Annotated in this window: 24 protein-coding genes; all 24 read right to left on the reverse strand. The window is 52.9% G+C overall.

Annotation, left to right across the window (positions count from 1 at the left end; translation table 11 throughout):
* Positions 1 to 888, reverse strand: an 888-nt coding sequence (gene der / locus H5U36_00380) for a ribosome biogenesis GTPase Der (GenBank protein MBC7216645.1), incomplete at its 3' end; no start/stop codon positions are given.
* 10 nt (positions 889 to 898) lie between these two features.
* Positions 899 to 1,753 carry a 4-hydroxy-3-methylbut-2-enyl diphosphate reductase gene (ispH, locus tag H5U36_00385; GenBank protein ID MBC7216646.1) on the reverse strand — a complete coding sequence of 285 codons (855 nt, stop codon included), beginning with the start codon at positions 1,751 to 1,753 and terminating at the stop codon, positions 899 to 901.
* Positions 1,713 to 2,417 (reverse strand): (d)CMP kinase, encoded by a 705-nt coding sequence (locus H5U36_00390; GenBank protein MBC7216647.1) that lies wholly within the window; start codon positions 2,415 to 2,417, stop codon positions 1,713 to 1,715. The genes ispH and H5U36_00390 overlap by 41 nt, the downstream gene beginning before the upstream one ends.
* 5 nt (positions 2,418 to 2,422) lie before the next feature.
* Positions 2,423 to 3,748, reverse strand: a complete 1,326-nt coding sequence (gene aroA, locus H5U36_00395; GenBank protein MBC7216648.1) for a 3-phosphoshikimate 1-carboxyvinyltransferase — start codon at positions 3,746 to 3,748, stop codon at positions 2,423 to 2,425.
* Complete coding sequence (gene aroH / locus H5U36_00400; GenBank protein MBC7216649.1) at positions 3,745 to 4,128, reverse strand: chorismate mutase; 384 nt, start codon at positions 4,126 to 4,128, stop codon at positions 3,745 to 3,747. The genes aroA and aroH overlap by 4 nt, the downstream gene beginning before the upstream one ends.
* Positions 4,128 to 4,652, reverse strand: coding sequence for a cob(I)yrinic acid a,c-diamide adenosyltransferase (locus tag H5U36_00405; GenBank protein MBC7216650.1), 525 nt, complete (start codon positions 4,650 to 4,652; stop codon positions 4,128 to 4,130). The genes aroH and H5U36_00405 overlap by 1 nt, the downstream gene beginning before the upstream one ends.
* Complete coding sequence (locus tag H5U36_00410) at positions 4,649 to 5,380, reverse strand: rRNA pseudouridine synthase (GenBank protein ID MBC7216651.1); 732 nt, start codon at positions 5,378 to 5,380, stop codon at positions 4,649 to 4,651. Before H5U36_00410 ends, H5U36_00405 begins: the two co-directional genes overlap by 4 nt.
* A complete protein-coding gene (gene scpB, locus H5U36_00415; GenBank protein ID MBC7216652.1) occupies positions 5,364 to 5,924 on the reverse strand; it encodes an SMC-Scp complex subunit ScpB in 561 nt (186 codons plus the stop codon). Before scpB ends, H5U36_00410 begins: the two co-directional genes overlap by 17 nt.
* A complete protein-coding gene (locus H5U36_00420) occupies positions 5,875 to 6,489 on the reverse strand; it encodes a hypothetical protein (protein MBC7216653.1) in 615 nt (204 codons plus the stop codon). The genes scpB and H5U36_00420 overlap by 50 nt, the downstream gene beginning before the upstream one ends.
* The gene (gene trpS / locus H5U36_00425) at positions 6,470 to 7,471 is read right to left on the reverse strand and encodes a tryptophan--tRNA ligase (protein MBC7216654.1); all 1,002 of its coding nucleotides are present in this window, start codon (positions 7,469 to 7,471) and stop codon (positions 6,470 to 6,472) included. Before trpS ends, H5U36_00420 begins: the two co-directional genes overlap by 20 nt.
* Complete coding sequence (locus H5U36_00430; protein ID MBC7216655.1) at positions 7,449 to 10,052, reverse strand: CBS domain-containing protein; 2,604 nt, start codon at positions 10,050 to 10,052, stop codon at positions 7,449 to 7,451. Before H5U36_00430 ends, trpS begins: the two co-directional genes overlap by 23 nt.
* A complete protein-coding gene (locus H5U36_00435) occupies positions 10,030 to 10,839 on the reverse strand; it encodes a purine-nucleoside phosphorylase (GenBank protein ID MBC7216656.1) in 810 nt (269 codons plus the stop codon). Before H5U36_00435 ends, H5U36_00430 begins: the two co-directional genes overlap by 23 nt.
* A complete protein-coding gene (locus H5U36_00440; protein ID MBC7216657.1) occupies positions 10,817 to 11,971 on the reverse strand; it encodes a phosphopentomutase in 1,155 nt (384 codons plus the stop codon). The genes H5U36_00435 and H5U36_00440 overlap by 23 nt, the downstream gene beginning before the upstream one ends.
* An 8-nt stretch (positions 11,972 to 11,979) precedes the next feature.
* A complete protein-coding gene (locus H5U36_00445) occupies positions 11,980 to 12,540 on the reverse strand; it encodes an NUDIX hydrolase (GenBank protein MBC7216658.1) in 561 nt (186 codons plus the stop codon).
* Entirely contained in the window at positions 12,524 to 13,201 is a 678-nt protein-coding gene (locus H5U36_00450; protein MBC7216659.1) for a CBS domain-containing protein, read from the reverse strand. The genes H5U36_00445 and H5U36_00450 overlap by 17 nt, the downstream gene beginning before the upstream one ends.
* Positions 13,180 to 13,755, reverse strand: a complete 576-nt coding sequence (locus H5U36_00455; protein ID MBC7216660.1) for a 2-oxoacid:acceptor oxidoreductase family protein — start codon at positions 13,753 to 13,755, stop codon at positions 13,180 to 13,182. The genes H5U36_00450 and H5U36_00455 overlap by 22 nt, the downstream gene beginning before the upstream one ends.
* Positions 13,742 to 14,500: a 2-oxoglutarate oxidoreductase gene (locus tag H5U36_00460; GenBank protein MBC7216661.1), complete on the reverse strand. Its 759-nt coding sequence runs from the start codon at positions 14,498 to 14,500 to the stop codon at positions 13,742 to 13,744. The genes H5U36_00455 and H5U36_00460 overlap by 14 nt, the downstream gene beginning before the upstream one ends.
* Positions 14,497 to 15,564 carry a 3-methyl-2-oxobutanoate dehydrogenase subunit VorB gene (locus tag H5U36_00465; protein MBC7216662.1) on the reverse strand — a complete coding sequence of 356 codons (1,068 nt, stop codon included), beginning with the start codon at positions 15,562 to 15,564 and terminating at the stop codon, positions 14,497 to 14,499. The genes H5U36_00460 and H5U36_00465 overlap by 4 nt, the downstream gene beginning before the upstream one ends.
* 5 nt (positions 15,565 to 15,569) lie before the next feature.
* Positions 15,570 to 15,782 (reverse strand): 4Fe-4S binding protein, encoded by a 213-nt coding sequence (locus tag H5U36_00470; GenBank protein MBC7216663.1) that lies wholly within the window; start codon positions 15,780 to 15,782, stop codon positions 15,570 to 15,572.
* Between the two features lie 4 nt (positions 15,783 to 15,786).
* The gene (locus tag H5U36_00475; protein MBC7216664.1) at positions 15,787 to 16,497 is read right to left on the reverse strand and encodes a hypothetical protein; all 711 of its coding nucleotides are present in this window, start codon (positions 16,495 to 16,497) and stop codon (positions 15,787 to 15,789) included.
* On the reverse strand, positions 16,475 to 18,154 hold the full coding sequence (locus H5U36_00480) for an AAA family ATPase (protein MBC7216665.1): 1,680 nt from the start codon (positions 18,152 to 18,154) through the stop codon (positions 16,475 to 16,477). Before H5U36_00480 ends, H5U36_00475 begins: the two co-directional genes overlap by 23 nt.
* Positions 18,148 to 19,002 (reverse strand): NAD(+)/NADH kinase, encoded by an 855-nt coding sequence (locus tag H5U36_00485; GenBank protein ID MBC7216666.1) that lies wholly within the window; start codon positions 19,000 to 19,002, stop codon positions 18,148 to 18,150. The genes H5U36_00480 and H5U36_00485 overlap by 7 nt, the downstream gene beginning before the upstream one ends.
* The gene (locus H5U36_00490) at positions 18,993 to 19,520 is read right to left on the reverse strand and encodes a PD-(D/E)XK nuclease family protein (protein ID MBC7216667.1); all 528 of its coding nucleotides are present in this window, start codon (positions 19,518 to 19,520) and stop codon (positions 18,993 to 18,995) included. The genes H5U36_00485 and H5U36_00490 overlap by 10 nt, the downstream gene beginning before the upstream one ends.
* Positions 19,501 to 20,310, reverse strand: coding sequence for a TlyA family RNA methyltransferase (locus H5U36_00495; protein ID MBC7216668.1), 810 nt, complete (start codon positions 20,308 to 20,310; stop codon positions 19,501 to 19,503). The genes H5U36_00490 and H5U36_00495 overlap by 20 nt, the downstream gene beginning before the upstream one ends.
* Position 20,311 lies beyond the last annotated feature (1 nt).

Raw genomic sequence — 20,311 nt, forward strand, 5'->3', positions numbered from 1 at the left:
CACAAATACAATGCAGCACTTCTCGTGTTGTGCAATCTCTCCCGCTATCTTTTTATCCTGTCGTGTGACTCCCTGGAAAGGATCAACGACAAGGATGCAGAGTTCCGCATCGGCAATGCGCTCCACTGTTCGAAAGGTCGCATAGAGCGTCACCCGATCCTTAATGTTTTTCCTTCGGGGTAACCCCGCCGTATCCACAAGGCGGTAACGACCATAAGCGCTCAGGAGAGGCGCCTCAATGGCATCGCGAGTTGTGCCGGGGGTTGGGCTCACAATAGCCCGTTCCTCCCCAAGGAGGCTGTTGAAAAGAGTCGACTTCCCTACGTTCGGTTTCCCCACAATGGCTATGGGGATACCATCCTGGGGTGGTGCGCTGCTTTTCCAATCCTTGAGTTCTCGGAAAATTGCCTCTTTGAGGCGTGGAATGCCATCCCCATGTTTTGCCGAAATCTGGAAAATTTTTTCTCCCCCCAGGGCAAGGACCTCCGGAGGAAGAGGCTCATGAGTGCGACCTTCGCGTTTGTTGACCACGAGAAAGAAGGGACGGTTCTTCTTTCGAAGTTTTGCGGCAATCTCAAACTCCACCTGGGTCAACGGTTCTTGCCCATCAATCACAAAGAGCACAAGATGAGCAGCATCCAGGATTTTCCAAACCCGTTCCTCCACGTGTTTTTGGATTTCTCCACCGTCCCCAAGAGATATCCCTCCGGTATCCACGAGGCGCACCCAAATGCCTTTAATGGGGACCACCCGCTCAATCCAATCCCTCGTGACCCCCGGCGTGGGATCGACTATAGCCACTCGCTCTTTGGAAAAGAGGTTGAAGAGCGTCGATTTCCCAACGTTTACCCTTCCCACAAGGACGCAGAGAGGGAAATTTTCCCTCATGTCCTCACCTCTAGAGCTCCCGAAGATACGCAACGACTTCTGCAACTATAGAATCAGGCGTTGATGTTCCACTCACCACAAAAAACGACTTTCCAGAGGGAAGGGAAAGCGACTCGAGTTCTCCTCTATTTTCCACCCAGAACACCTGGGCTCCTTTTCTCGAGGCAAGAAGGAAAAGTGAACGCGTATTGGCACTGTGCTTCCCCCCCACCACAATGACCACATCCTCAGGATTCTCCTCTATGGCCTTTTCAAGTTCTCTCTGTCGTACCTCCGTTTCACCACAAAGGGTTGGCACAATGCGCACCCAGGAAAGGGCTTCACGCTCCACCCAGTCCTCAAACTCTTTGAAAATGGCACTCGGAAAGGTTGTCTGGGCAAGAACCGCTACAGGGAAAGGAGAAACTCCCTCGAACACCCTCTGCCACTCAGCTTCACTGGAAACAACAGAAATCTCACCTTTGAGGTAACTCAGGAGAGCCTGTACCTCAGGATGCGATCGCTCTCCAAAAAGGACGATTCTATACCCTTCTGCCTCAAGCTGCTGGGCAAGGACCTGAACCCTTTTCACCTTTGGGCAGGTTGTGTCCACCACTTTTTTGCTCCTCTTGAGGAGGTCCTCCATGAGGCTCTTCGGCGTCCCATGAGAGCGGGTCACAACCGTTGCCCCTTGCGGAATGTCTTCGGGAGAGAGGGCGATTCTTGCCCCTTTTGCAAGGAGCAGCTCCACAGCATCACGGTTGTGAATGAGCTCCCCAAGAAGAAATACGGAATTCTCTTCTTCCAGCGCTCTCTCAGCAAGGGTGAACGCCCGTCGAACTCCCTCACAGAAACCCAAAGAGGGAGCAACACGAACCTTTGCCATCCTCATTCACCACAAGAGCGTAAATTTTTCCCACCACTTCCTCGATGGTTAGAAACGACGTATCCACAAGTATAGCATCCTCTGCTCTTTTGAGAGGCGCACACTCCCTCTGAGAGTCAATGGCGTCCCTCTCCAGAACATTTTTAAGAACCAGTTTGTAGTCAATATTCTTCCCCCGGAGGCGGAGCTCCTTCCACCGCCGCTTTGCTCTAATTTCGGCTCGGGCGGTGAGAAAGATCTTCAAATCCGCCTCTGGAAGAATAACCGTTCCAATATCTCGCCCCTCTACCACCGAGGGGCGAGAAAGGGCAATTCTTCGCTGCACTTCCCGAAGAAAGTCCCGAACCACCCGCATCCTCGCTACATAAGACACAGAAGCATCGACAAGGGGGGTACGAATCTCAAGGGAAACATCTCTTCCGTTTAAGAGCACTTTCGTCCCACAGGAGGAAACAACATCAATAGACACCGAGTCCAAAAGGCGAGAAACTTCCTCTTCCTGTGCGGTTTTCAGAGGTATACCGCTTTCAAGAAGGTAAAGCGTCACAGTCCGGTACAGAGCACCCGTATCAAGGTACAGATACCCGAGCCGTTCTGCAAGGAGTCTCGCCACCGTACTTTTCCCCGCCCCTGCAGGACCATCAATGGCAATGTGCCGCTTCACCGTCTTCAGGAAACCTCCTCGAAAGTAATGGTCGTAATTCCAAGCCTTTCAAGGTCAGCAAAAAAGGTGGGGTAACTCACATCCACACAGTCGACATCCTCGATAACTATCCCTTCAGAGCTCAAAAGACCAGCTATGGTAAAACTCATGGCAATTCGGTGATCCCCAAAGCTCTGTACTACTCCTCTCTGAAAGGCGTTTGGACCATGGATGATGAGCCCATCCTCTTTCTCTTCAACTCTAACCCCCAGAGCCAGAAGTCCACTGGCTATAGCTCGAATCCGGTCACTCTCCTTCACCCGAAGCTCTTGTGCTCCAGAAATGATTGTCGTTCCCTTAGCCTTCGCCGCAAGAACAGCAAGAATGGGAATTTCATCAATCAGAAGAGGGATTTCCTCAGGAGTTACAGAGGTCGCCTGGAGCTCTGAAGAGGTGACAAGGATATCTCCCCGAAGCTCTCCAAAAGTCTCCCTCTTTGAGAGAATCGAGTACCTTCCACCCATGCGATCAAGGCACCGCAGAAAGCCTGTTCTTGTGGGGTTCAGACCCACATCCTGAATGAGGAGAGAAGCTTCAGGAAGACAGAGAGCAAGAACCATGAGAAAGGCTGCAGAGGAAATGTCTCCGGGAAGGTCAAAAGACGAAGCCCGAATCGTCTGAGGAGGCTCGATGGTGATTGCTCCGTTCTCCTTGCGAACCGGTACTCCAACGTGCCGGAGCATGTTCTCGGTGTGATCCCGAGACGGAAGGGGCTCGAAGATGGTAGAAGGTCCGTCTCCCCACAGGGCAGCGAAAAGGAGTGCCGATTTCACCTGGGCACTTGGAACCTCAAGGAAGTAAGAGAAAGGAGTAATGCGTTTTTTGCCCCGAACAAAAAGCGGTGGAAAACGATCCCCTCCTCTCCCTCCAATATCAACTCCTGCTTTTCTCAGTGGTTCAATAATCCGACGCATAGGCCGGCGGCGAAGGCTTGCATCCCCAGTGAGGATTGTCAATCCCTCGATTCCCGCCGCAATTCCCGCCGCAAGACGGATGGTTGTCCCTGAGTTTTCGGCATTGAGCACATCCTCCGGCTCACGGAGGGAGGTGAAACCCCCACTTCGAAGGATTACCTTCTCCTCTTCGGGAAATGTATAAACCTCAACACCCAGAGCGCGAACGCAGGAAAGAGTGGCCAAGCAATCCCGACAGAAGGAAAAGCCCGTAACAGTTGTCTCTCCCTCGCTCAAGGCACCAATGAAAGCTGCTCGATGGCTCAAGGACTTATCCCGGGGGCAGGCAATGCTTCCTCGAAGCTGGCCCCGAAACGGAGCAACAAAGGCTCGTTTCACCTCTCTCTTCCCTCCTCAACGAGATCTCGCCGCAGCATCCGGGCATCGCGAAGGTACACATGCCGAATTTCCTGAGGCTCTTTCGAGGTGTAGGCAAGAACGAGCATTCTGATACACCGCTTGAGAGCTCCCCGAACATCCATCTCCTGGGCACAGAGAATGGGGATGTACCGGAAGGGCTCCTGTTCCCTAATAGCTTCAGCAGGAAAAACCGACGTAAGGTCTGGGGTAGCCGTGATGAAGATACCCACAACGTCCTCAGGGAAGAGGCCATTTGCGGTAAGAATGGAAGTAAAGAGCTCAAGACTTGCGCGCTTGACCTCTTCCTGTTCATCACGCTCTACTGTTGTTGCTCCTCGAATGCCACGAACCATCTTCATTAGTACTCAAACCCCTTCCGTGCTGGTATGCCCTGCTCAAGGGGGTGGCGGACATTTCTCACCTCTGAAACGAGATCCGCAGCGGCTAAGAGCTCCTCAGGCGCTTTTCTCCCTGTAAGGACAACCTCCACCCATGGTTTTCTCGAGGAGAGGACAAGGTGGAATTCCTCCCAGGAGATAAGACCCCAGGAAAAAGCGTACAGGAACTCGTCGAGAATGACAAGGTCATAAGCCCCATCAAGAAGTGCTCCTCGAGCAAGGTACCAGCCACAGAGGAACTCTCGAACTTTTTCCTGGCTCGGCTTGCCCCCACATACGAAATCTTCAGTTCCGAACTGGTAGTACTCCACCCCCGGGATACACTGCACTGCTGCTATCTCTCCCGAAAACCTTCCTTTGAAGAAGGCAAGGAAAAGCACTTTCTTTCCGTGTCCAGAGGCTCTGAGGAGTACCCCCAGGGCTGCTGAAGTTTTCCCTTTTCCATCGCCAAAGAAAACCTCCACAAGTCCTCTTTCCCTGCTCACCCTTGACTCCTCTCTTCAAGATACTTCAAAAGTTTTTCTTCCTCATCTTTCCGGAGGTAGCGCCACTTCCCGGGAGGAAGTTCTGGATCAAGAACAAGAGGACCCATACCCACCCGGATGAGTCGCACCACCGGGAAACCTATGGAATCAAAGAGAATCCGAACTTCGTGCTTTTTACCCTCTGTGAGCACAACAGCAACAAGAGACGTACCTCCGGAAACGTCGAGTATCTCTCCGGAAACTATGCGGTACGTTTCTCCTCCCCGCAAGATGCCTTCCCTGAGCCGCTTGAGGTCTCTCTCTTCCACCTCTCCCTGAACATACACGAGGTAACGCTTCTCAACTCCAAACTTAGGATGCGTAAAGACATAGGTGAGAAAGCCGTCATTGGTCAAAAGAAGGAGTCCTTCGCTGTCGCGGTCCAAGCGTCCAACAGGGAATACCCGATACGGCACATCCCGGATGAGCTCTGCAATTGTCTTTCTCCCATAAGGATCGCTCAGGGTGGTAAGATACCCAGGTGGCTTATGGAGCTCAATGTACACCATGCGATTTTCAAGCCGAACCGGAACGTTATCGACGAGGATTACGTCGTTTTCAGAGACGCGAGTAGCCGGATTCGTGACCACAACACCGTTCACAGTTACCCTGCCTTCGGCAATGAGCTGGTCACATTTTCTCCGAGAAGCCACCCCTGCACGGGCAAGAAACTTATTGAGCCTTTCCATACCCCTTCTCCGCAAGAAGGCGCTTCAGCTTTTCAAGCTCTTCTTCGCCCTCAAGACCGAGAATCTCGAAGAACTTTTCGGTTACTCGGTAGAGAAAAGGACGACCCGGAGCACTACTCCTGCCGCAAACGGTAATAAGACCCATTTCAAGAAGGCTGCGGATTGCCTGGGTCGAATCCACCCCTCTTTTCAGATCAATATCACCCTTCGTCACCGGCTGGTAGAGAGAAACAATGGCCAGCGTCTCAAGGGCACTACGAGAAATTGTTCTTCCTGAAGAGAGGCGGAGACGCTCTCGGAGAAGTTCCCCATACTCAGGTTTCACAACCATCTGCCATCCTCTGCCAATTCGCCGAATGCACAGGGCTCCATCGCGTTCCTCGTACATTTTCTGGAGCTCTGAAAGGACGGCAAGGATTTCTTTCTGTTCCCGACCCGTTACCCGTTCCATATCCCTTAAACTCACAGGATGTGGGGAAGAAAAAAGAAAACCCTCAAGGAGATTCCGGAGAAACTTCAAGTCTTCCAAGGAAGATCTCCCCATTTTCTCCCCGCTTCAGGTAGAGGATATTCCTGAAAACAAGGTCTAAGAGTATGAGGAACGTAGCGATAACCGTTTTTCTCGTTTCGCAGTCCTCGAAGAACTTCTGCATCGGGAGAAGAGCATGCTTGGCACAAAGAGAAAGGATGAACTCTCGACGTTCCTCAAGAAGGCTCTCAAACTCCGCATCGGGAAGAAAGTCCTTTTCCCTCCCCCCAAGGTACTGGAAGTAGAGTTCAACAAGGTCCTGAAGACTGAGATCTCCAACCTCTGGTTCTGCGTCTTTTTTGAAAAGCTTTTTACGGGACAAGGGGGCTTTAAGAACGTTCTCCTCCCGCTTCCTGAGAGCTTCAAGGGCTTCCACAAAAGCCTCGAGAAAATCCTCTCTCTCTTTCTCCTCCTCCTTTTCCTCGGGGCTTTCTCCTTCTTCGCTCTCCTCTTCTAAGACCTTTAAGAGCTCCCCTTCGAGAAAGAGGAGAAGCTCCTCAAGAACCCTTACTTTCTTTGCAAACGATGTGCACTCCTTGAGACGATTCTCCCAGTGCCTGCTACTCCCGGGGAACTCCATAGTGGATACGCATGGCTTGTCGGGCTTCCTCAAGCGTTTCTCGGGCGAGACGACGAGCCTTCCTGCTCCCTTCAATGAGTATCTCTCGCACGAATCCAGGACTCTTCTCGTACCTTTCCCGATAGGGAGCAATGTTCTTCAAAAACTCCACAAGAAGCCCCCCGAGTTCCCTCTTACAGGCAACGCACCCAAGGGAACCTTTCCGGCAATCCTCCTCAATTTCTGTGCTCCTTGGATTCCCAACCGTTCTGTGAAAGGCAAAAACGTTGCACCGTTCGGGATGTCCGGGGTCACCTTTTCGGATTTTCTCAGGATCGGTGAACATAGCCATGACTTTCCGCTGCACTTCCTCAGCGCTTGCGGAAAGGTCAATCTGGTTGCCCAGGCTTTTGCTCATTTTCCTCCCATCAATGCCGAGAATGCGGGGAGATTCGGTCAAGAGGGCCTGGGGTTCCGGAAAGACCGGACCGTACAGAGCGTTGAACCTTCGAGCGATCTCCCGGGTGATTTCGATATGGGGTACCTGGTCTTCTCCCACGGGGACTTTGGTCGCCTTGTAGATCAAAATATCCGAGGCCATGAGCACCGGATACCCGAGATGCCCATACCCGACCGCTTCCTTAAGACCCATGTCCTGCAACTGTTGCTTGAGAACCGGGTTACGTTCAAGCCACCCCACAGGGGTGATCATGGAAAAGAGGAGATGGAGTTCCGCATGTTCTGGTACAAGGGATTGAACCATAATGAGGCATTTCTCCGGATCTACACCCACACTGAGCCAGTCGGTGACCATGTCTACGATGTTCTTCTCAAGCTCCGCAGTATTCTCAAAAGACGTTGTCAAAGCATGCCAGTCTGCCACACCAAAAATGCAGGAGTACTCGTTTTGCAACTCAATCCAGTTCCGCAAGACTCCAAGGTAATGGCCGATATGCATTTTTCCTGTTGGACGCATGCCACTAAAAATTCGCTCTCTCTCCATTCCTCATCCTCTCCAGAAAACAACGTACGAATCTTTCTCCCTCCTCAGGAGTGCGGATTTCCCCATCAATCTGAGCAAGAAGAAGCTCCTGGAGAATTCTACCACATATTGGGCCCTCGGGAACGCCAAGGGCCTGAAGTGAACGGCCATCAAGGAGAGGTTTGGCCATCCTCCACTCCTTGAGGTACCTCTCGACCCTTTCTGCCACTACACTACCAGAGTACTCTGCAACGAGAAGGAGGAGGAATTCAAAGGGCAACGAAGAGCAGAGGGAGTAGACTTCTGAATTCTTCAGGGATTCACGGCGAAGCTCTTGCACCACCCGTTCCCTCTCTCGCAGGAACAGGGAGATCTTCTGGACGCTCTTTTTGGAAAGGGAGAGCCGGACTCGCAAATCCTCAAGGTACCTCGGATCCATAGAGCCAAAAAGGGGGGAAAGCTTCAAGAGCAATGGGTCACCTGAAGAGGTATCGTAAGTAGAAAAAAGGGCAAGGAGCCGCTCGTAGATTTTCTCAAAGTCTTTCTTCCAGATGCACCCGGGAAGAATTGAAGGGAACATATCGAGCTGGTACATCCGTAGAAGATACCGGGGAAAGTCGGGGAGAGCAAGAATGAGCTGGAGTTCCTCCTTGAGTCGGTCAGGTTTGATTCGGGTAAGAAAGCTCTCCCGCACTGTCTGCTTGAGAAGGCTCATGGTAAAAGGTTCAATGGAGAAACCGTACTTCCCCTCAAAACGCACGGCCCGAATTGCCCGGGCGGGGTCCTCCACAAAGCTCAAGGGATGAAGCACCCGCAGGATCCCCCGTTCCAGATCCTTCAAGCCCCCAAAGAAATCAAAGAGGTCCCCAAAGTCTTCAGGGTGCAGGCTTATCGCCATAGCATTCACCGTAAAGTCCCGCCGGAAGAGATCCCGCCGAAGGTTTGCGTACTCCACCTGGGGAGGTGCACCGGGGAAGGCGTAGAATTCGTGCCGGGCTGAAGCAAGGTCAATCCTCTTTCCGTCCTTCAAAAAGAGAATGGCTGTCCCAAAGGGGGGATATGGAACAACCTTTCCCCCGAGGCGCTGCCTGAGAAGGTGGGCAAAAGCGATGGCATTTCCTTCAACCACGATGTCAAGGTCCTCATTGGGAACGCCAAGAATGATATCTCGAACTACTCCCCCCACGAGGTATGCTCTGACCCCAGCGCGCCTTGCCACTTCAGCTACAGTTTCAAGAAGGCTCAGGTTCTCTGGCCCAAAGTGGAGGTAGAGCCTTTCTGTAAGGGAGACCCGGGACATCCGGCGGATGAGGAGGTTCTCTTTCTCGTGCATGGCTCGGAGAACATCGCTTCGGGTGATGATGCCGAGGATTCTCCCATTCTTCACCACAGGAATCCTTCCCACATCCTTTTCCACCATAAGGTTTCGGACCTCCACGAGGGATGCTTCTGGTCCCACGGCCACAAGGTCTGTTGACATGAAGCTACGCACCGGAGCCCTTTTGAGACCATGGTGCACAGCCTTCTCCACGTCCCTCCGGGCAATGAGTCCCACAATTTTCCCCTCCCCATCCACTACCGGCAGTCCTGAAAAGCCAAAACGTACAAGGAGGGCAAAGGCTTCTTCCATTGTGGTTTCAGGGGTCACTGTCCTTACCGGATGAGACATGATATCCACCGCACGGGTCAGAGAAACGGAACGGCGCAAAAGGGACCGAATCTCTTCCTGTACTTCTTCGGGACTTCGGTTACGAAACGTCGCAGAAGCCGCGCTCTGATGCCCCCCTCCTCCAATACTCCCAAGAATTTCATTGAGACGAACTTCGCTGAGGCGGCTCCGAGCAATGACATGAACCTTATTTTCCATAGCAAAGATTCCGAAAAATACCTCAATGTCCTCCAGTTCCATAAGTCGATGCACGATGAGGGATACTCCCTCGACATATTCGGGAAAGGAGAGAACACAAAAATGCACCGGTACCCCGTTGATGTCTTCCACGGTGAGCGAGCGCATCATATCCTTAAGGATTTGCTCTTGTTGCTCCGTGAGGACCACTCGGGTGAAACGGGGAACGTAGCTCACCAGGGCTCCCTGGGAGAGGAGAAAAGAGGCAGCCTTGAGGTCTTCTGCCGTCGTTGTGGGAAAGGTAAAGGATCCGGTATCCTCATAGATGCCAAGAAGAAGAAGGGTTGCCTCAATAGGAGAAAGAGGAATAGAGGCTTCCTGAATCCTTTCAACGAGAATCGTTGTGCAGGCACCAGAGACCCGCAGGAAGGCGTTCGGTGGAATTTCACTCTCTTCCACCGGATGGTGATCGAAGATGAAGAAATCCACACGGCCACTTTTGATGAGATGCCCCGCCTTGCTCAACCGCTCAAGGTATACCGTATCCACCACGTAGATAGTGGTGACCGCACTCCAGTCCACATCCTTCTCGGTAAGGTGGGAAAAGAAGGTTCCGTACAGGGAGAGGAAGTGCCGAACGTTCGGATTAACTGTTCCCCAGAGAACAATCTGTGTCCCCGGAAAGAGTTTGGTTACCGCAAACATTGACGCAAAAGCGTCAAAGTCCGTACCTTCATGACTTACAACGATTTTCATGGAGAATCTCCTTGATAAGACGACTAAGAAATGTATGGAGAATCGGTTTTTTACGCTCCGCAAGGGAGAGAACTTCCTCATGGGAAAGGGAAGAAGAAGACAAGCCGGTTCCCCAATTCGTTACAAGGGAAAGCCCAAGAACCTTCATGCCAAGTCCTGTAGCCCACTTTGCCTCCTTTACGGTGGACATCCCTACTGCGTGTCCTCCAAGGTATCCGAGCATTCGGATTTCTGCTGCTGTCTCAAAGGACGGTCCAAGAACCCCTACGTACACACCCCGGGTTGCCTCAAGGTCACAGGACCTCGCACAGGAAAGGGCAAGCTCCTGCAGACCTTCGTCAAACCGTGCCCGAGAAAGACAATCCGGAATGAAAGTCCAGTCAATCTGGTCCGAAATAACAAGAAGGCTTCCTGGAGGAAGAAAAGGAGAAAGGCTACCCGCCGCATTCGTGAGCACAACGATTCGCACCCCAAGGAGATACGCAAAGGTGAGGGGAAGGAGGACCTCGGGCAGTCCATACCCCTCGTAGAGGTGCACGCGCCCTTCGATGAAGAGGACAGTCCCCTCAGGAAAACGCGTAAAGCGGAGAACACCCTGATGGCCAGAAACACCTGTACGGAGTGAAGGATGGAGGTCGGAAAAGGGAATCGACCCTTTTGTCTCTCCCTCGGTATATCCACCCCACCCGGAGCCAGCAACAACAGCACAAAGGGGCCTTTCTCCGGTGGAAAATGCAAGCTCTTCAAGGTGCCTGCGGATTTCCTCAGGATACAAAAGAGGTAGCAAAGCTTTCCCCCGGACCACGCCAACCAACTCCGAAAAGTTCGGCAAGAGTCGCTGCAACATCGGCAAAGGTCTTCCGCACTTCCAAGGGTTTCCCCTGAGGGAAGGAAGGGGAAAACACAAGAAGAAGGGCGTATTCCCTGGAATGGTCGGTGCTTGGTGTTGTGGGGTCGCAACCATGATCACTTGTCACAATGAGGACGTCATCCCTTCGAAGAAGAGAAAGAAAAACACCAAGTCCTCTGTCCCAATCCTCAAGGGCCTGAGCAAAACCCTGGGGATTGTTACGATGCCCATAGAGGGTGTCAAAGTCGTTGAAATTCGCCCAGACAAGGGCAACATCATCTCTTCCTGTTGCTTCCTGGAGAGCAGAGAAAGCCTCTTTGTTCCCCTTAGCAGGGATACTCTCTCCAACACCATGTCCTGCAAAGATATCCCATATTTTTCCGATGCCCAGGACCTTTTTCCCACACCGGGAAAGAACATCAAGAATCGTTTCTCGAGGGGGAGGAAGGGAGAAATCCCGGCGGTTCGGAGTACGCCAGAACGACCCCGGCTCTCCCCGGAACGGGCGAGCAATAACCCGGGCCACAGCATGTTCTCCCGTCATAATGGCACGAATCTTCTCGCACATGGCGTAGAGCTCCGGCAAAGGGATGATTTCCTCATGGGCTGCGACCTGAAGAACACTATCCGCTGAAGTGTACACGATGGGAAAGCCGGTACGGAGGTGCTCTACTCCAAGCTCCTCAATGATGACCGTTCCTGAGGCCGGTTTGTTCCCAAGAATGGGCCGTCCAATGGTCTTTTCAATGCGCTCCACCACTTCCTTTGGGAAGCCCCGGGGGTATACGGGGAAAGGCCGATCGAGGATAACCCCTGCTATCTCCCAGTGGCCGCTTGTGGTGTCCTTTCCCGGGGACTGCTCGAGCATCTTACCGTAGCAACCCAAAGGAGTGGAACAAGGGGGAACTCCCGGAATCTCGTCAATCATTCCAAGCCCAAGCCGGGCAAGGTGAGGGAGAGAAAGTCCACCCACTGCTTGAGCAGTGTTTCGCAAGGTGTGGCTTCCCTCATCCCCGTAGAGATGGGCATCCGGCAGCGCACCAGCTCCAACGCCGTCAAGGAGCGCAATGAAGACCCTCACATCTTTTCACCAAGCCAGTACTGGAGGCCTATTATGGTCTTGGCATCCTTGATGACTCCTCTTCCTAGAAGATCGAGAACTTCTCCCTTCGAAGCCTCCAGATAGTAAATAACCTCGTCCTCGTCCCCCAGACGAGCGTTCCCCTGAACAGGACGGGCATTCTTCGCCCGGAAAAAATGAATGACCTCACTGCTGTACCCCGGGGCAAGGCAAACCGGGAAAAGGTACGACCATTCCTCCGAGTGGAACCCCGTCTCCTCCTCGAGTTCTCGTTTTGCACAGAGGAGAGGATCCTCGCCCTCTTCGAGGGTTCCTGCAGGAATTTCCCAGAGCCACTCCCCAAGAGGGGCACGGAACTGCTTGATAAGGAGCACCTTATTTTCAGGGGTCGTGGCCACAATAGTTACCGCCCCCCGGTGACGGACAAAAATGCGCTCTATTCCTCCCTGGTACACCCTCCGGACAACCTGGAAGACCCTCGTGCTGAGGAGGACTTCCTCCTTCTCAACCTCTGGCTCTGAAAGCTTGATGCGGCTACCTTCATAAGGGAAAAACACGACCATTCTCTCCTTTAGGGGTGACCCAGACGTGTTTCACAGCAACACCTTTTTCCTTGAGCCCTGTCACAACTCCCTCCGGATTGAGGGTGTTGAGGCGCAGAACAACGTAGCGGTACTCGGGTTTACCTTCCTCGTAGAAAGTGGCAAGACTCAGGATGTTCAATCCATGTTCTTTGATGATACCGGTTACCTCGTGAAGCGCACCGGGTCTTTGAGGAAGCTCAAGGGTAATCCGTGTTCCCCCCTCCTGGACACCAAGGGTTTCAACGAAAACCTCGAAAATGTCCGATTCCGTGATGATGCCCGCAACTCTCTCCCCTTCCAGTACCGGCAATCCCCCAATCTGGTTCCTTTGCATGATGAGCGCCGCCTCCTCAATCGGAACGTCAGGGGACACGGTGATGACATTCCGGGTCATGATTTCGGCCACAGTCATCTTGCTCAAAAGGTAGGTGAGCTCAAAACGACTCAGGGTCGTTGCCTTCGAAGGCGAAGCCTCGAGAAGATCGTTGTAGGTGACAATTCCCACAAGCCTCCCACCATCGACCACCGGAAGCCTCCGTACCCTGCTCTCCCGCATAATCTTCTGAGCCTCGAGAATGGTGGTCGAACTGGGAATGGTAACAACCTCCCGAGTCATTCTGTCCCGGACGAGCATAGGTCCCATTCCCCCTTCACGAATTCCCATCCAATTTCAAAAGCCTTAAGGTTCAGGGTGTAAAGGCTTTCCCGCTTCCCCCGCAAGACCTCAGCAAGGGCCTGCTCTGCGCTTTCTCTCTGCACCACGGGGCACTTGGCAAGGAGAGCTCCAAGGACAATGGTGTTCGTAACTTCTGCGCCGTCAAGGTGAATTCTGGCTAAGTCATTCGCCGGGACAGAGAGTACTTCGAGATCCTCTCGAGGGCAACGCGCCTTAACGAGCGAAGCGTTCACCACCAGAAGCCCTCCGGGACGAACAGAGGGAGTAAAGCGATGGAAAGAAGGTTCATTCATGGCAATGCAGATATCGGGATGATCGGAAATGGTAGCGCCAATTTCCTCCTCAGAGATAATCACGGTACAGTTTGCCGTTCCTCCCCGCATCTCTGGTCCATAGGATGGGTACCAGCTCACCTCGTACCCTTCGAGCATTCCTGCTATGGCTAAAGCCCTTCCCAGAAAGAGAATCCCCTGCCCCCCAAAACCGGCAATGAGAATTTCATAGTGCTTCATGGGGCAGGCACTCCTTTACCTTGAGCTCTCCAAGGGGGAAATAGGGAATCATGTGCTGTTCAAGCCAATCCACCGCTTCTTTTGGGCTCATCCCCCAGTTTGTCGGACAGGGGGAAAGGATTTCCACAAGAGAAAACCCCTTTTTCTCTATCTGGGTGAGAAAAGCCCTGCGAATGCACTCCTTGGCCTGACGGATGAACTGGGGACGGGTAAGGGCTACCCGAGCAATGTACGCACTGCCTTCGGCAACACTCAGGCATTCCCCAAGGCGGAAGGGAAAACCATGGACCTCCGGTTTCCTTCCAAGAGGCGTGGTTTTGGTCTTTTGCCCCACAAGCGTCGTGGGAGCCATCTGTCCGCCTGTCATGCCAAAGACGGCGTTGTTCACAAAGAAAGCGGTGATGAGCTCCCCTCGGTTGGCCACATGGATAATCTCTGCAGTCCCAATGGCAGCAATATCCCCATCGCCCTGGTAGGAAAAAACCACCCGGTCAGGAAGGGCTCTTTTGATTCCCGTGGCGATTGCCGGAGCCCTTCCATGAGCTCCCACGACAAAATCCACGTCGATGAACTCGTAGATGTACACGGAACACCCTATGGGTCCCACCCCAATGGTGCGGTCAGCAATGCCGAGCTCATCAATAACTTCGGCAATGAGCCTTTGCGCAAGCCCGTGGTGGCACCCAGGACAGTACGTAAAGGGCTTTTCAAGGAGTGTCTTCGGCCGCTCAAAAACCACCTTCATACCCGCACCCCCTTCCTCAGGAGGCGGCAAACGTACTCGAGAATCTCCTCAACGGTAGGAATCACGCCGCCGGTATGTCCAAGGAAGAACACAGGAACTTCTCCCTGCACGGCAAGTTCCACATCCTCAAGCATCTGCCCAAGGTTCATCTCCACCACAAGAACTGCCCGTGCTTTCCGGGCCCATTCCTGAAGTGCCCTCTTCGGGAAGGGGAAGAGGGTAATTGGCCGAAAGAGCGCAAGCTTCAAACCTCTTTTCTCTCCCTCTCGAACAACGCTTCTCAAGATGCGTCCTACCGTTCCAAAGCCCACAAGAAGAACCTCGGGTTCCGGATTTCCAAAGGTAGCGTAATCAACATCCTCTTCCTCGAGCTTGCGGTACTTCTTCTGCAGCCTCAGGTTCAGCTCCTCAAGACCTTTTGGATCGAGATCCAGGCACACAATCCATTTCCGAGGACCATCTCCCTTTCCCCGTACGGCCCAATCCTTGGGAGGAAGAGGAGGAAATTCAGGTTCCCTGAACACAACCGGCTCCATCATCTGTCCAAGCATTCCATCCCCGAGAATCTCTACGGGATTGCGATACTTATCAGCAAGGTAAAAGGCCCGGTAGGTAAGATCCACAAGCTCCTGCACCGTGGAAGGCGCAAGAACGATGAGCCGGTAATCTCCGTGGCCGCCTCCTTTGACCGCCTGGAAGTAATCGCTCTGCGCCGGCTGAATGTTCCCAACCCCTGGACCTCCCCGGCTCATATTCACCACAACGCAGGGAAGTTCTGCTGCAGCAATGCAGGAAAGGCCCTCCTGCATAAGGCTGATACCAGGACCTGAGGAAGAAGTCATCACCCGCGCGCCTGTGGCAGCTGCTCCGTACACCATGTGGATTGCGGCGACTTCGCTTTCGGCCTGCAGGAAAACACCCCCAACCTGAGGAAGGCGAAAAGAGAGGTACTCACTGATTTCATTTTGAGGAGTTATAGGATACCCAAAGTACAGGCGGCATCCTGCTCGAACTGCCGCCTCAGCTACTGCTTCATTCCCCCGCATAAGGATTTTCTTCTCCATGAGACTCACTCCCTGTACACGGCAATGGCCACGTCCGGGCAGACCTGGGCACAGAAGCCGCAACCAATACATTTCTCCGGATCCTGAACGGTTACGGGGTAGTACCCACGGGAGTTGAAATCACGGGAAATCACGAGAATCCCTTTCGGACAGGCATACGTGCAGAGCGCACAACCCTTGCAGAACTCCCGATTGATGATGACTCTTGACGGGGTCACCGGATCAATCCTCCTCTCCCCATGGAATCATGAGGAAGCGGGAAATGGCAAAGACCGCACTTTCCTCCCATTCTATAGAGCGGTAACAATCCTTTTTCTCTTCCCAGAGGCTGGCAAAAAAGATGGGAAGCCGAAGAATCTCTCCAAGAGATTTCGTCCTTTGCCACCCTTCCCTGAGAAGAGAAGAATCCGTTTCCCGCATAAGGTGCGTGTTAGCAACAAGGGAGGCAAAGGAAATACCGTAGCGCCTTTTCATGTCTTCCACAAAGCTGACGTAACTTGCAATTTCCTCAAAGAAAGGCCGCGCGAAATTCACAACAAGAGTCACATGGGTATTCCCTTTCTCCCAGAAGGGCTTCAGACTCCGAAAGAGGCGCAAACCCTTCTCATCTCTTCCAAGATCCACCACAAGACGTAGTCCATTCCCCACCTGGGAGAAGAGGTCAACAAGGTCTTTTGTAAAAAGAGGTGTTTCTGTGTAAGAGGCCTTCCCTTTGTGGGGGAAAAGGAGATGAGAGATGCCAAATCGTGGACTCCGCAGGGTAAAGTCCCCCTTCGAAAAATCAAGGTCCAGAAGGGCACAGGGGATGCCTCTCTTTTCAAGGAAAACACAGAAATTTGCCGCGACCTCGCTTTTTCCTGTGCCTCCTGGGCCAGAAAAAACAAAAACTTCGCCTTCTGCCACAATTTCCTCAAGAACTCTGCTCGACTTCAAGAGTTCCACTCTGGGCTCTCCTCATAAGGATTTCGGCATACTCAAGGCTTGGGGCTCTTCTACCTTCGTCGCCCATCATGCGAGCAATTTCCTCAAGGCGAGCTTCCCGGGAGGAAAGGGGTGTCACCTCAACCCATGCCCGGTCCTGAGTATAGAACTTCTCCACTTTCAGGTGATGGTCAGCAAAGCTTGCAATCTGCGGCAGATGGGTGATACACAGGACCTGGTGCGCCCTTGCGAGCTTTTTCAGCTTATCCCCAACCCCGAAGGCCGTAACGCCTCCAATACCCTGGTCAATTTCATCAAACACAAGCACCGGAGTTCCCCAAAAAGCAGAGGCAATACTCTTGAGAGCGAGAATAATTCGGGAGAGTTCTCCTCCCGAGGCCACACCGAGAACCGGAAGGGGACGTACTCCAGGATTTAGGGAAACGCAAAGCTCTACCTCGTCAATCCCCTCGGGGTGAGGAGAATCCCTTCTCTGGAGAAGGATTTCCAAAGTAGCATTCGGCAAGGCAAGGGTTTTCAACTCCTCCATGAGCCTTTCTTTCAGGACCTCAAAGGCGCGGCGCCGTTCCGCAGAAAGTTCTCCCCCAAGGAGAAGAAGTTCCCGCATCAAAAGCTCTATACGCTCCTCTAATTTCCTCTTCCGATGGAGTTCCTCCTCAAGAACTCTTTTCCTCGCCTCAAGACCCTCTAAAAACTTCACAAACTCAGTGGTCGTAAAGAAACGATACTTCCTCTTCAAACGCTCAATTTCAGCTATCGCTTGTTCCACTACCTCCACTCTCTCCGGAGAGAAGGAAAAAGCCTCTTCCATAGTCTGCACACAACGTAGTGCCTCTTCAAGTTCAACCTTTACCCGCTCCAGGATTTCTTGAACTTCCGGGGAGAGGTCCTGAAAGAGAGCGCGAATGTGGGAGAGCTTCCTGAGTATTCCTCCCTCTCCCAGGACGTTTTCTGAAAAAACCCTTGCAGCTTCAAGGTATTTCTGGGCCTGGGAAATCCGCCCAAATTCCTCTTCAAGGGCAAGAATTCCCTCCGGCGTGAACCCTAAGCGACCAACTTCTTCAAGAGCCTCTTCAATATCCGCAAGTTCTTTCTCCTGGCCTTTTTCAAGGAGAGCAAGCTCCCTTTCAAGAAGCCTTCTTTCCTCAAAGCGAGTCTCATACTCCTTTTTGACCTTTTTCCCCTCCTCCGAAAGGAAGAAATCGAGCACCCGGAGCATGTTAGAGGGGCTCAAAAAAGAAGTGTGCTCCCTCTGTCCACAGATATCCACAAGACTTGAGGCCACATCTCGGAGAATCCCAAGGGGAACAGGTCTCCCGTTGATTCGGGCTCGGCTCTTTCCCTCACAGGTAAACTCCCGGGAGAGAACCACAAAATTCCCGGTCTCAAGAGGGATACCGAGTTCCTCAATTCTACGTCTCGCCTCTTCGGCGCTTTCCAAAGAGAAACAGCCTTCTACAGCTGCCTTTGAGCTTCCCGGACGAACCCATTCCTCCCTTGCCCGGGCTCCCAAAAGGAGAGAAAGGGCATTGACAAGGAGCGATTTTCCGGTGCCGGTTTCCCCCGTGATGACATTGAGCCCCGGGGCAAAGGTTATCTCCTGGTACTCCACAAGGATAAAATCACGAATGACCAAGGTCCTCAGCATTCCTGCTCCACTCGCTTCCGAATATCCATGCCCCAGGAAAGCTTATTCCGCAAAAGGGCGTAGAAGGGTCGCCCTGGAGAGAGATGGGCGAACCTCGCAGAAAATGGCGACCGGTACACAGTAATGTACTCTCCCCTTTTGAGGGCATATCCTCTCTGCCCATCAAGCGTCACCATCGTCCCCTCCTTAAGGGATTCAAGAACCACACGGATGCAGGAAGAGGGTGGAACCACAATAGATCTGGCGTACAGCGTATGAGCACAAATCGGTGTGACGATGAAAAGCTCAAGACCCGGGAATACCACTGGTCCACCAGCCGAGAGGGAATACGCACTTGAGCCCGTGGGGGAGGCAACGATGAGTCCATCAGCTGGAAAAGAGGCCAGAAACTCTCCGTCGATATACGTGGAAAGACGAATCATCTGGGCAAAGGGACCACGGTAGATAACGACATCGTTAAGGGCAAAGTCCTCTTCTTCCTGGCCATCTCCATGGGTAACACGACAGTGAAGCATCATTCGCTCTTCAATGGTAAAAGCTCCCGAAGCAATCTGCTCCGCAGCTTTGTCCATTTCCTCTACACTTACTTCTGCAAGGAATCCAAGGCCTCCGAGATCCACCCCAAGAAGGGGAACCCCAAAAGGGGCGTACAGATGACACGCCGCAAGGAACGTTCCATCCCCTCCCACAACGAGGACGAGATCGGGAGGGAGAATTTCCCCTTCCCCTTCCCTTACCAAAAGGGCATTAATGCCCCGTTTCTCGAGGAGTCTAATGAACTTCCAGGCGTTATCAATGACGAAACTGTCTTTCCTTCGCACGAACACATGGACACTGTTTACGTCCACTTGCCCCATCGTCCTATGAGAAATCCCCCCAGGAAAAATACTGCCCACATCCATCGCATCCTTTTCAAGGGCGAAAAGACCCAGGGAAAGGACACCTCATGCACCTTTCCCCCTTCCCCGTCCACAAAGAGCACCGAGCAGGGAGCAAAAAGGAGCGCGTACTCAAGGAGTTGTCTCCGTACGGAGGGATTTTCAGGAGTCTCTGCCTGCTTTCCTGTTTTGACTTCGGCAACATACTTTTTCCCTTCTCGCTCGAGGAGGTAATCAATCCGGACCCGAAAGGGAACCCTCCGCCCATCGACCAGGAAGAAGGCCTCCTTCTCAACCTGCTCTCCCACGCAGCGAAAGCCTTTCTCTTCAAGAAAGTGAACGGCTCTTCTCTCAAGTGTCCGGGCCCGCTGCAGGGAACGTCGCAGAACCCGCCTCCGCCTCCAAGCTTCGATACGCAGCGTGCCCCAGACGACAACCGCAACAAAAAATGCAAGGAGAACAGCAACCTCAAACACCGAAAAATTCATGCGCGCTCTGCACCACTTTTAGTATTATACTGCTTTTTTCTACCCCCGTTAAGGACGGTTTCCCTTTTCGAAGGTGCGCGAAGAATTCAATATTCCCCCGGGGACCAAGAAGAGGAGAAAAGGTCAGAGAACAAAGCCCAAGCCCCTTTTCTTCGGCAACGCCAAGAACCGTCTCGAGAACCTCCCTGTGGGTCTCTGGGTCTTTTACGACTCCCCTTTTGACCTTTCCTCTTCCCGCCTCAAACTGGGGCTTCACAAGGGCAATAACCATTCCCTGATCCTTCAAAATGGAAGCTATAGCCTCCCAGAGGAGTCTCAGGGAGATGAAGGATACATCCACCGTCACCCCATCCACCTGTTCCCCAATCTCCTCAGGGGTGAGGTAACGGGCGTTGCACCCTTCAAGGAGCACAACCTGAGGGGAAGCACGGAGTTTTTCGTGGAGTTGCCCTCGCCCTACATCGATTGCATAGACCTTTGCGGCTCCATGCTGCAAAAGACAGTCGGTGAAACCCCCGGTAGAAGCTCCGATGTCGGCAAAAGTGAGACCTGAAGGGTCAATCTGAAATGCCCGGAGTGCCCACTCAAGCTTTTCCCCACCTCGACTCACGTACTTTGGTGGCTCAAGGAGCACAAGAGGAGCATCTTCGGGAACAAGGGTTGAGGGCTTGAGGATTCCGGAAAATCCCTCCACCCGAACTTTTCCCCCAAGAATGAGACGTTGCGCTTTTTCCCTGCTCTCGCAAAGACCGCGCTGTGTCAAAAGAACATCAAGGCGAACCCGATTCATC

The organism is Candidatus Caldatribacterium sp. (genome assembly GCA_014359405.1).
Taxonomy (GTDB): Bacteria; Atribacterota; Atribacteria; order Atribacterales; family Caldatribacteriaceae; genus Caldatribacterium; species Caldatribacterium oleiphilum.

What these genes read in the sequence shown, in the direction of transcription:
- H5U36_00480 (MBC7216665.1), bottom strand. Translation starts at nt 18,154, where the DNA reads ATGCTGAGGACCTTGGTCATTCGTGATTTTATCCTTGTGGAGTACCAG.
- H5U36_00460 (MBC7216661.1), bottom strand. Translation starts at nt 14,500, where the DNA reads ATGAAGGTGGTTTTTGAGCGGCCGAAGACACTCCTTGAAAAGCCCTTT.
- H5U36_00490 (MBC7216667.1), bottom strand. Translation starts at nt 19,520, where the DNA reads ATGAATTTTTCGGTGTTTGAGGTTGCTGTTCTCCTTGCATTTTTTGTT.
- aroH (MBC7216649.1), bottom strand. Translation starts at nt 4,128, where the DNA reads ATGAAGATGGTTCGTGGCATTCGAGGAGCAACAACAGTAGAGCGTGAT.
- H5U36_00455 (MBC7216660.1), bottom strand. Translation starts at nt 13,755, where the DNA reads ATGAAGCACTATGAAATTCTCATTGCCGGTTTTGGGGGGCAGGGGATT.
- H5U36_00465 (MBC7216662.1), bottom strand. Translation starts at nt 15,564, where the DNA reads ATGGAGAAGAAAATCCTTATGCGGGGGAATGAAGCAGTAGCTGAGGCG.
- H5U36_00410 (MBC7216651.1), bottom strand. Translation starts at nt 5,380, where the DNA reads ATGGAAAGGCTCAATAAGTTTCTTGCCCGTGCAGGGGTGGCTTCTCGG.
- H5U36_00495 (MBC7216668.1), bottom strand. Translation starts at nt 20,310, where the DNA reads ATGAATCGGGTTCGCCTTGATGTTCTTTTGACACAGCGCGGTCTTTGC.
- trpS (MBC7216654.1), bottom strand. Translation starts at nt 7,471, where the DNA reads ATGGAGAGAGAGCGAATTTTTAGTGGCATGCGTCCAACAGGAAAAATG.
- scpB (MBC7216652.1), bottom strand. Translation starts at nt 5,924, where the DNA reads ATGGGGAGATCTTCCTTGGAAGACTTGAAGTTTCTCCGGAATCTCCTT.
- ispH (MBC7216646.1), bottom strand. Translation starts at nt 1,753, where the DNA reads ATGGCAAAGGTTCGTGTTGCTCCCTCTTTGGGTTTCTGTGAGGGAGTT.
- H5U36_00420 (MBC7216653.1), bottom strand. Translation starts at nt 6,489, where the DNA reads ATGGAGTTCCCCGGGAGTAGCAGGCACTGGGAGAATCGTCTCAAGGAG.
- H5U36_00450 (MBC7216659.1), bottom strand. Translation starts at nt 13,201, where the DNA reads ATGCTCGTCCGGGACAGAATGACTCGGGAGGTTGTTACCATTCCCAGT.
- H5U36_00430 (MBC7216655.1), bottom strand. Translation starts at nt 10,052, where the DNA reads ATGAAAATCGTTGTAAGTCATGAAGGTACGGACTTTGACGCTTTTGCG.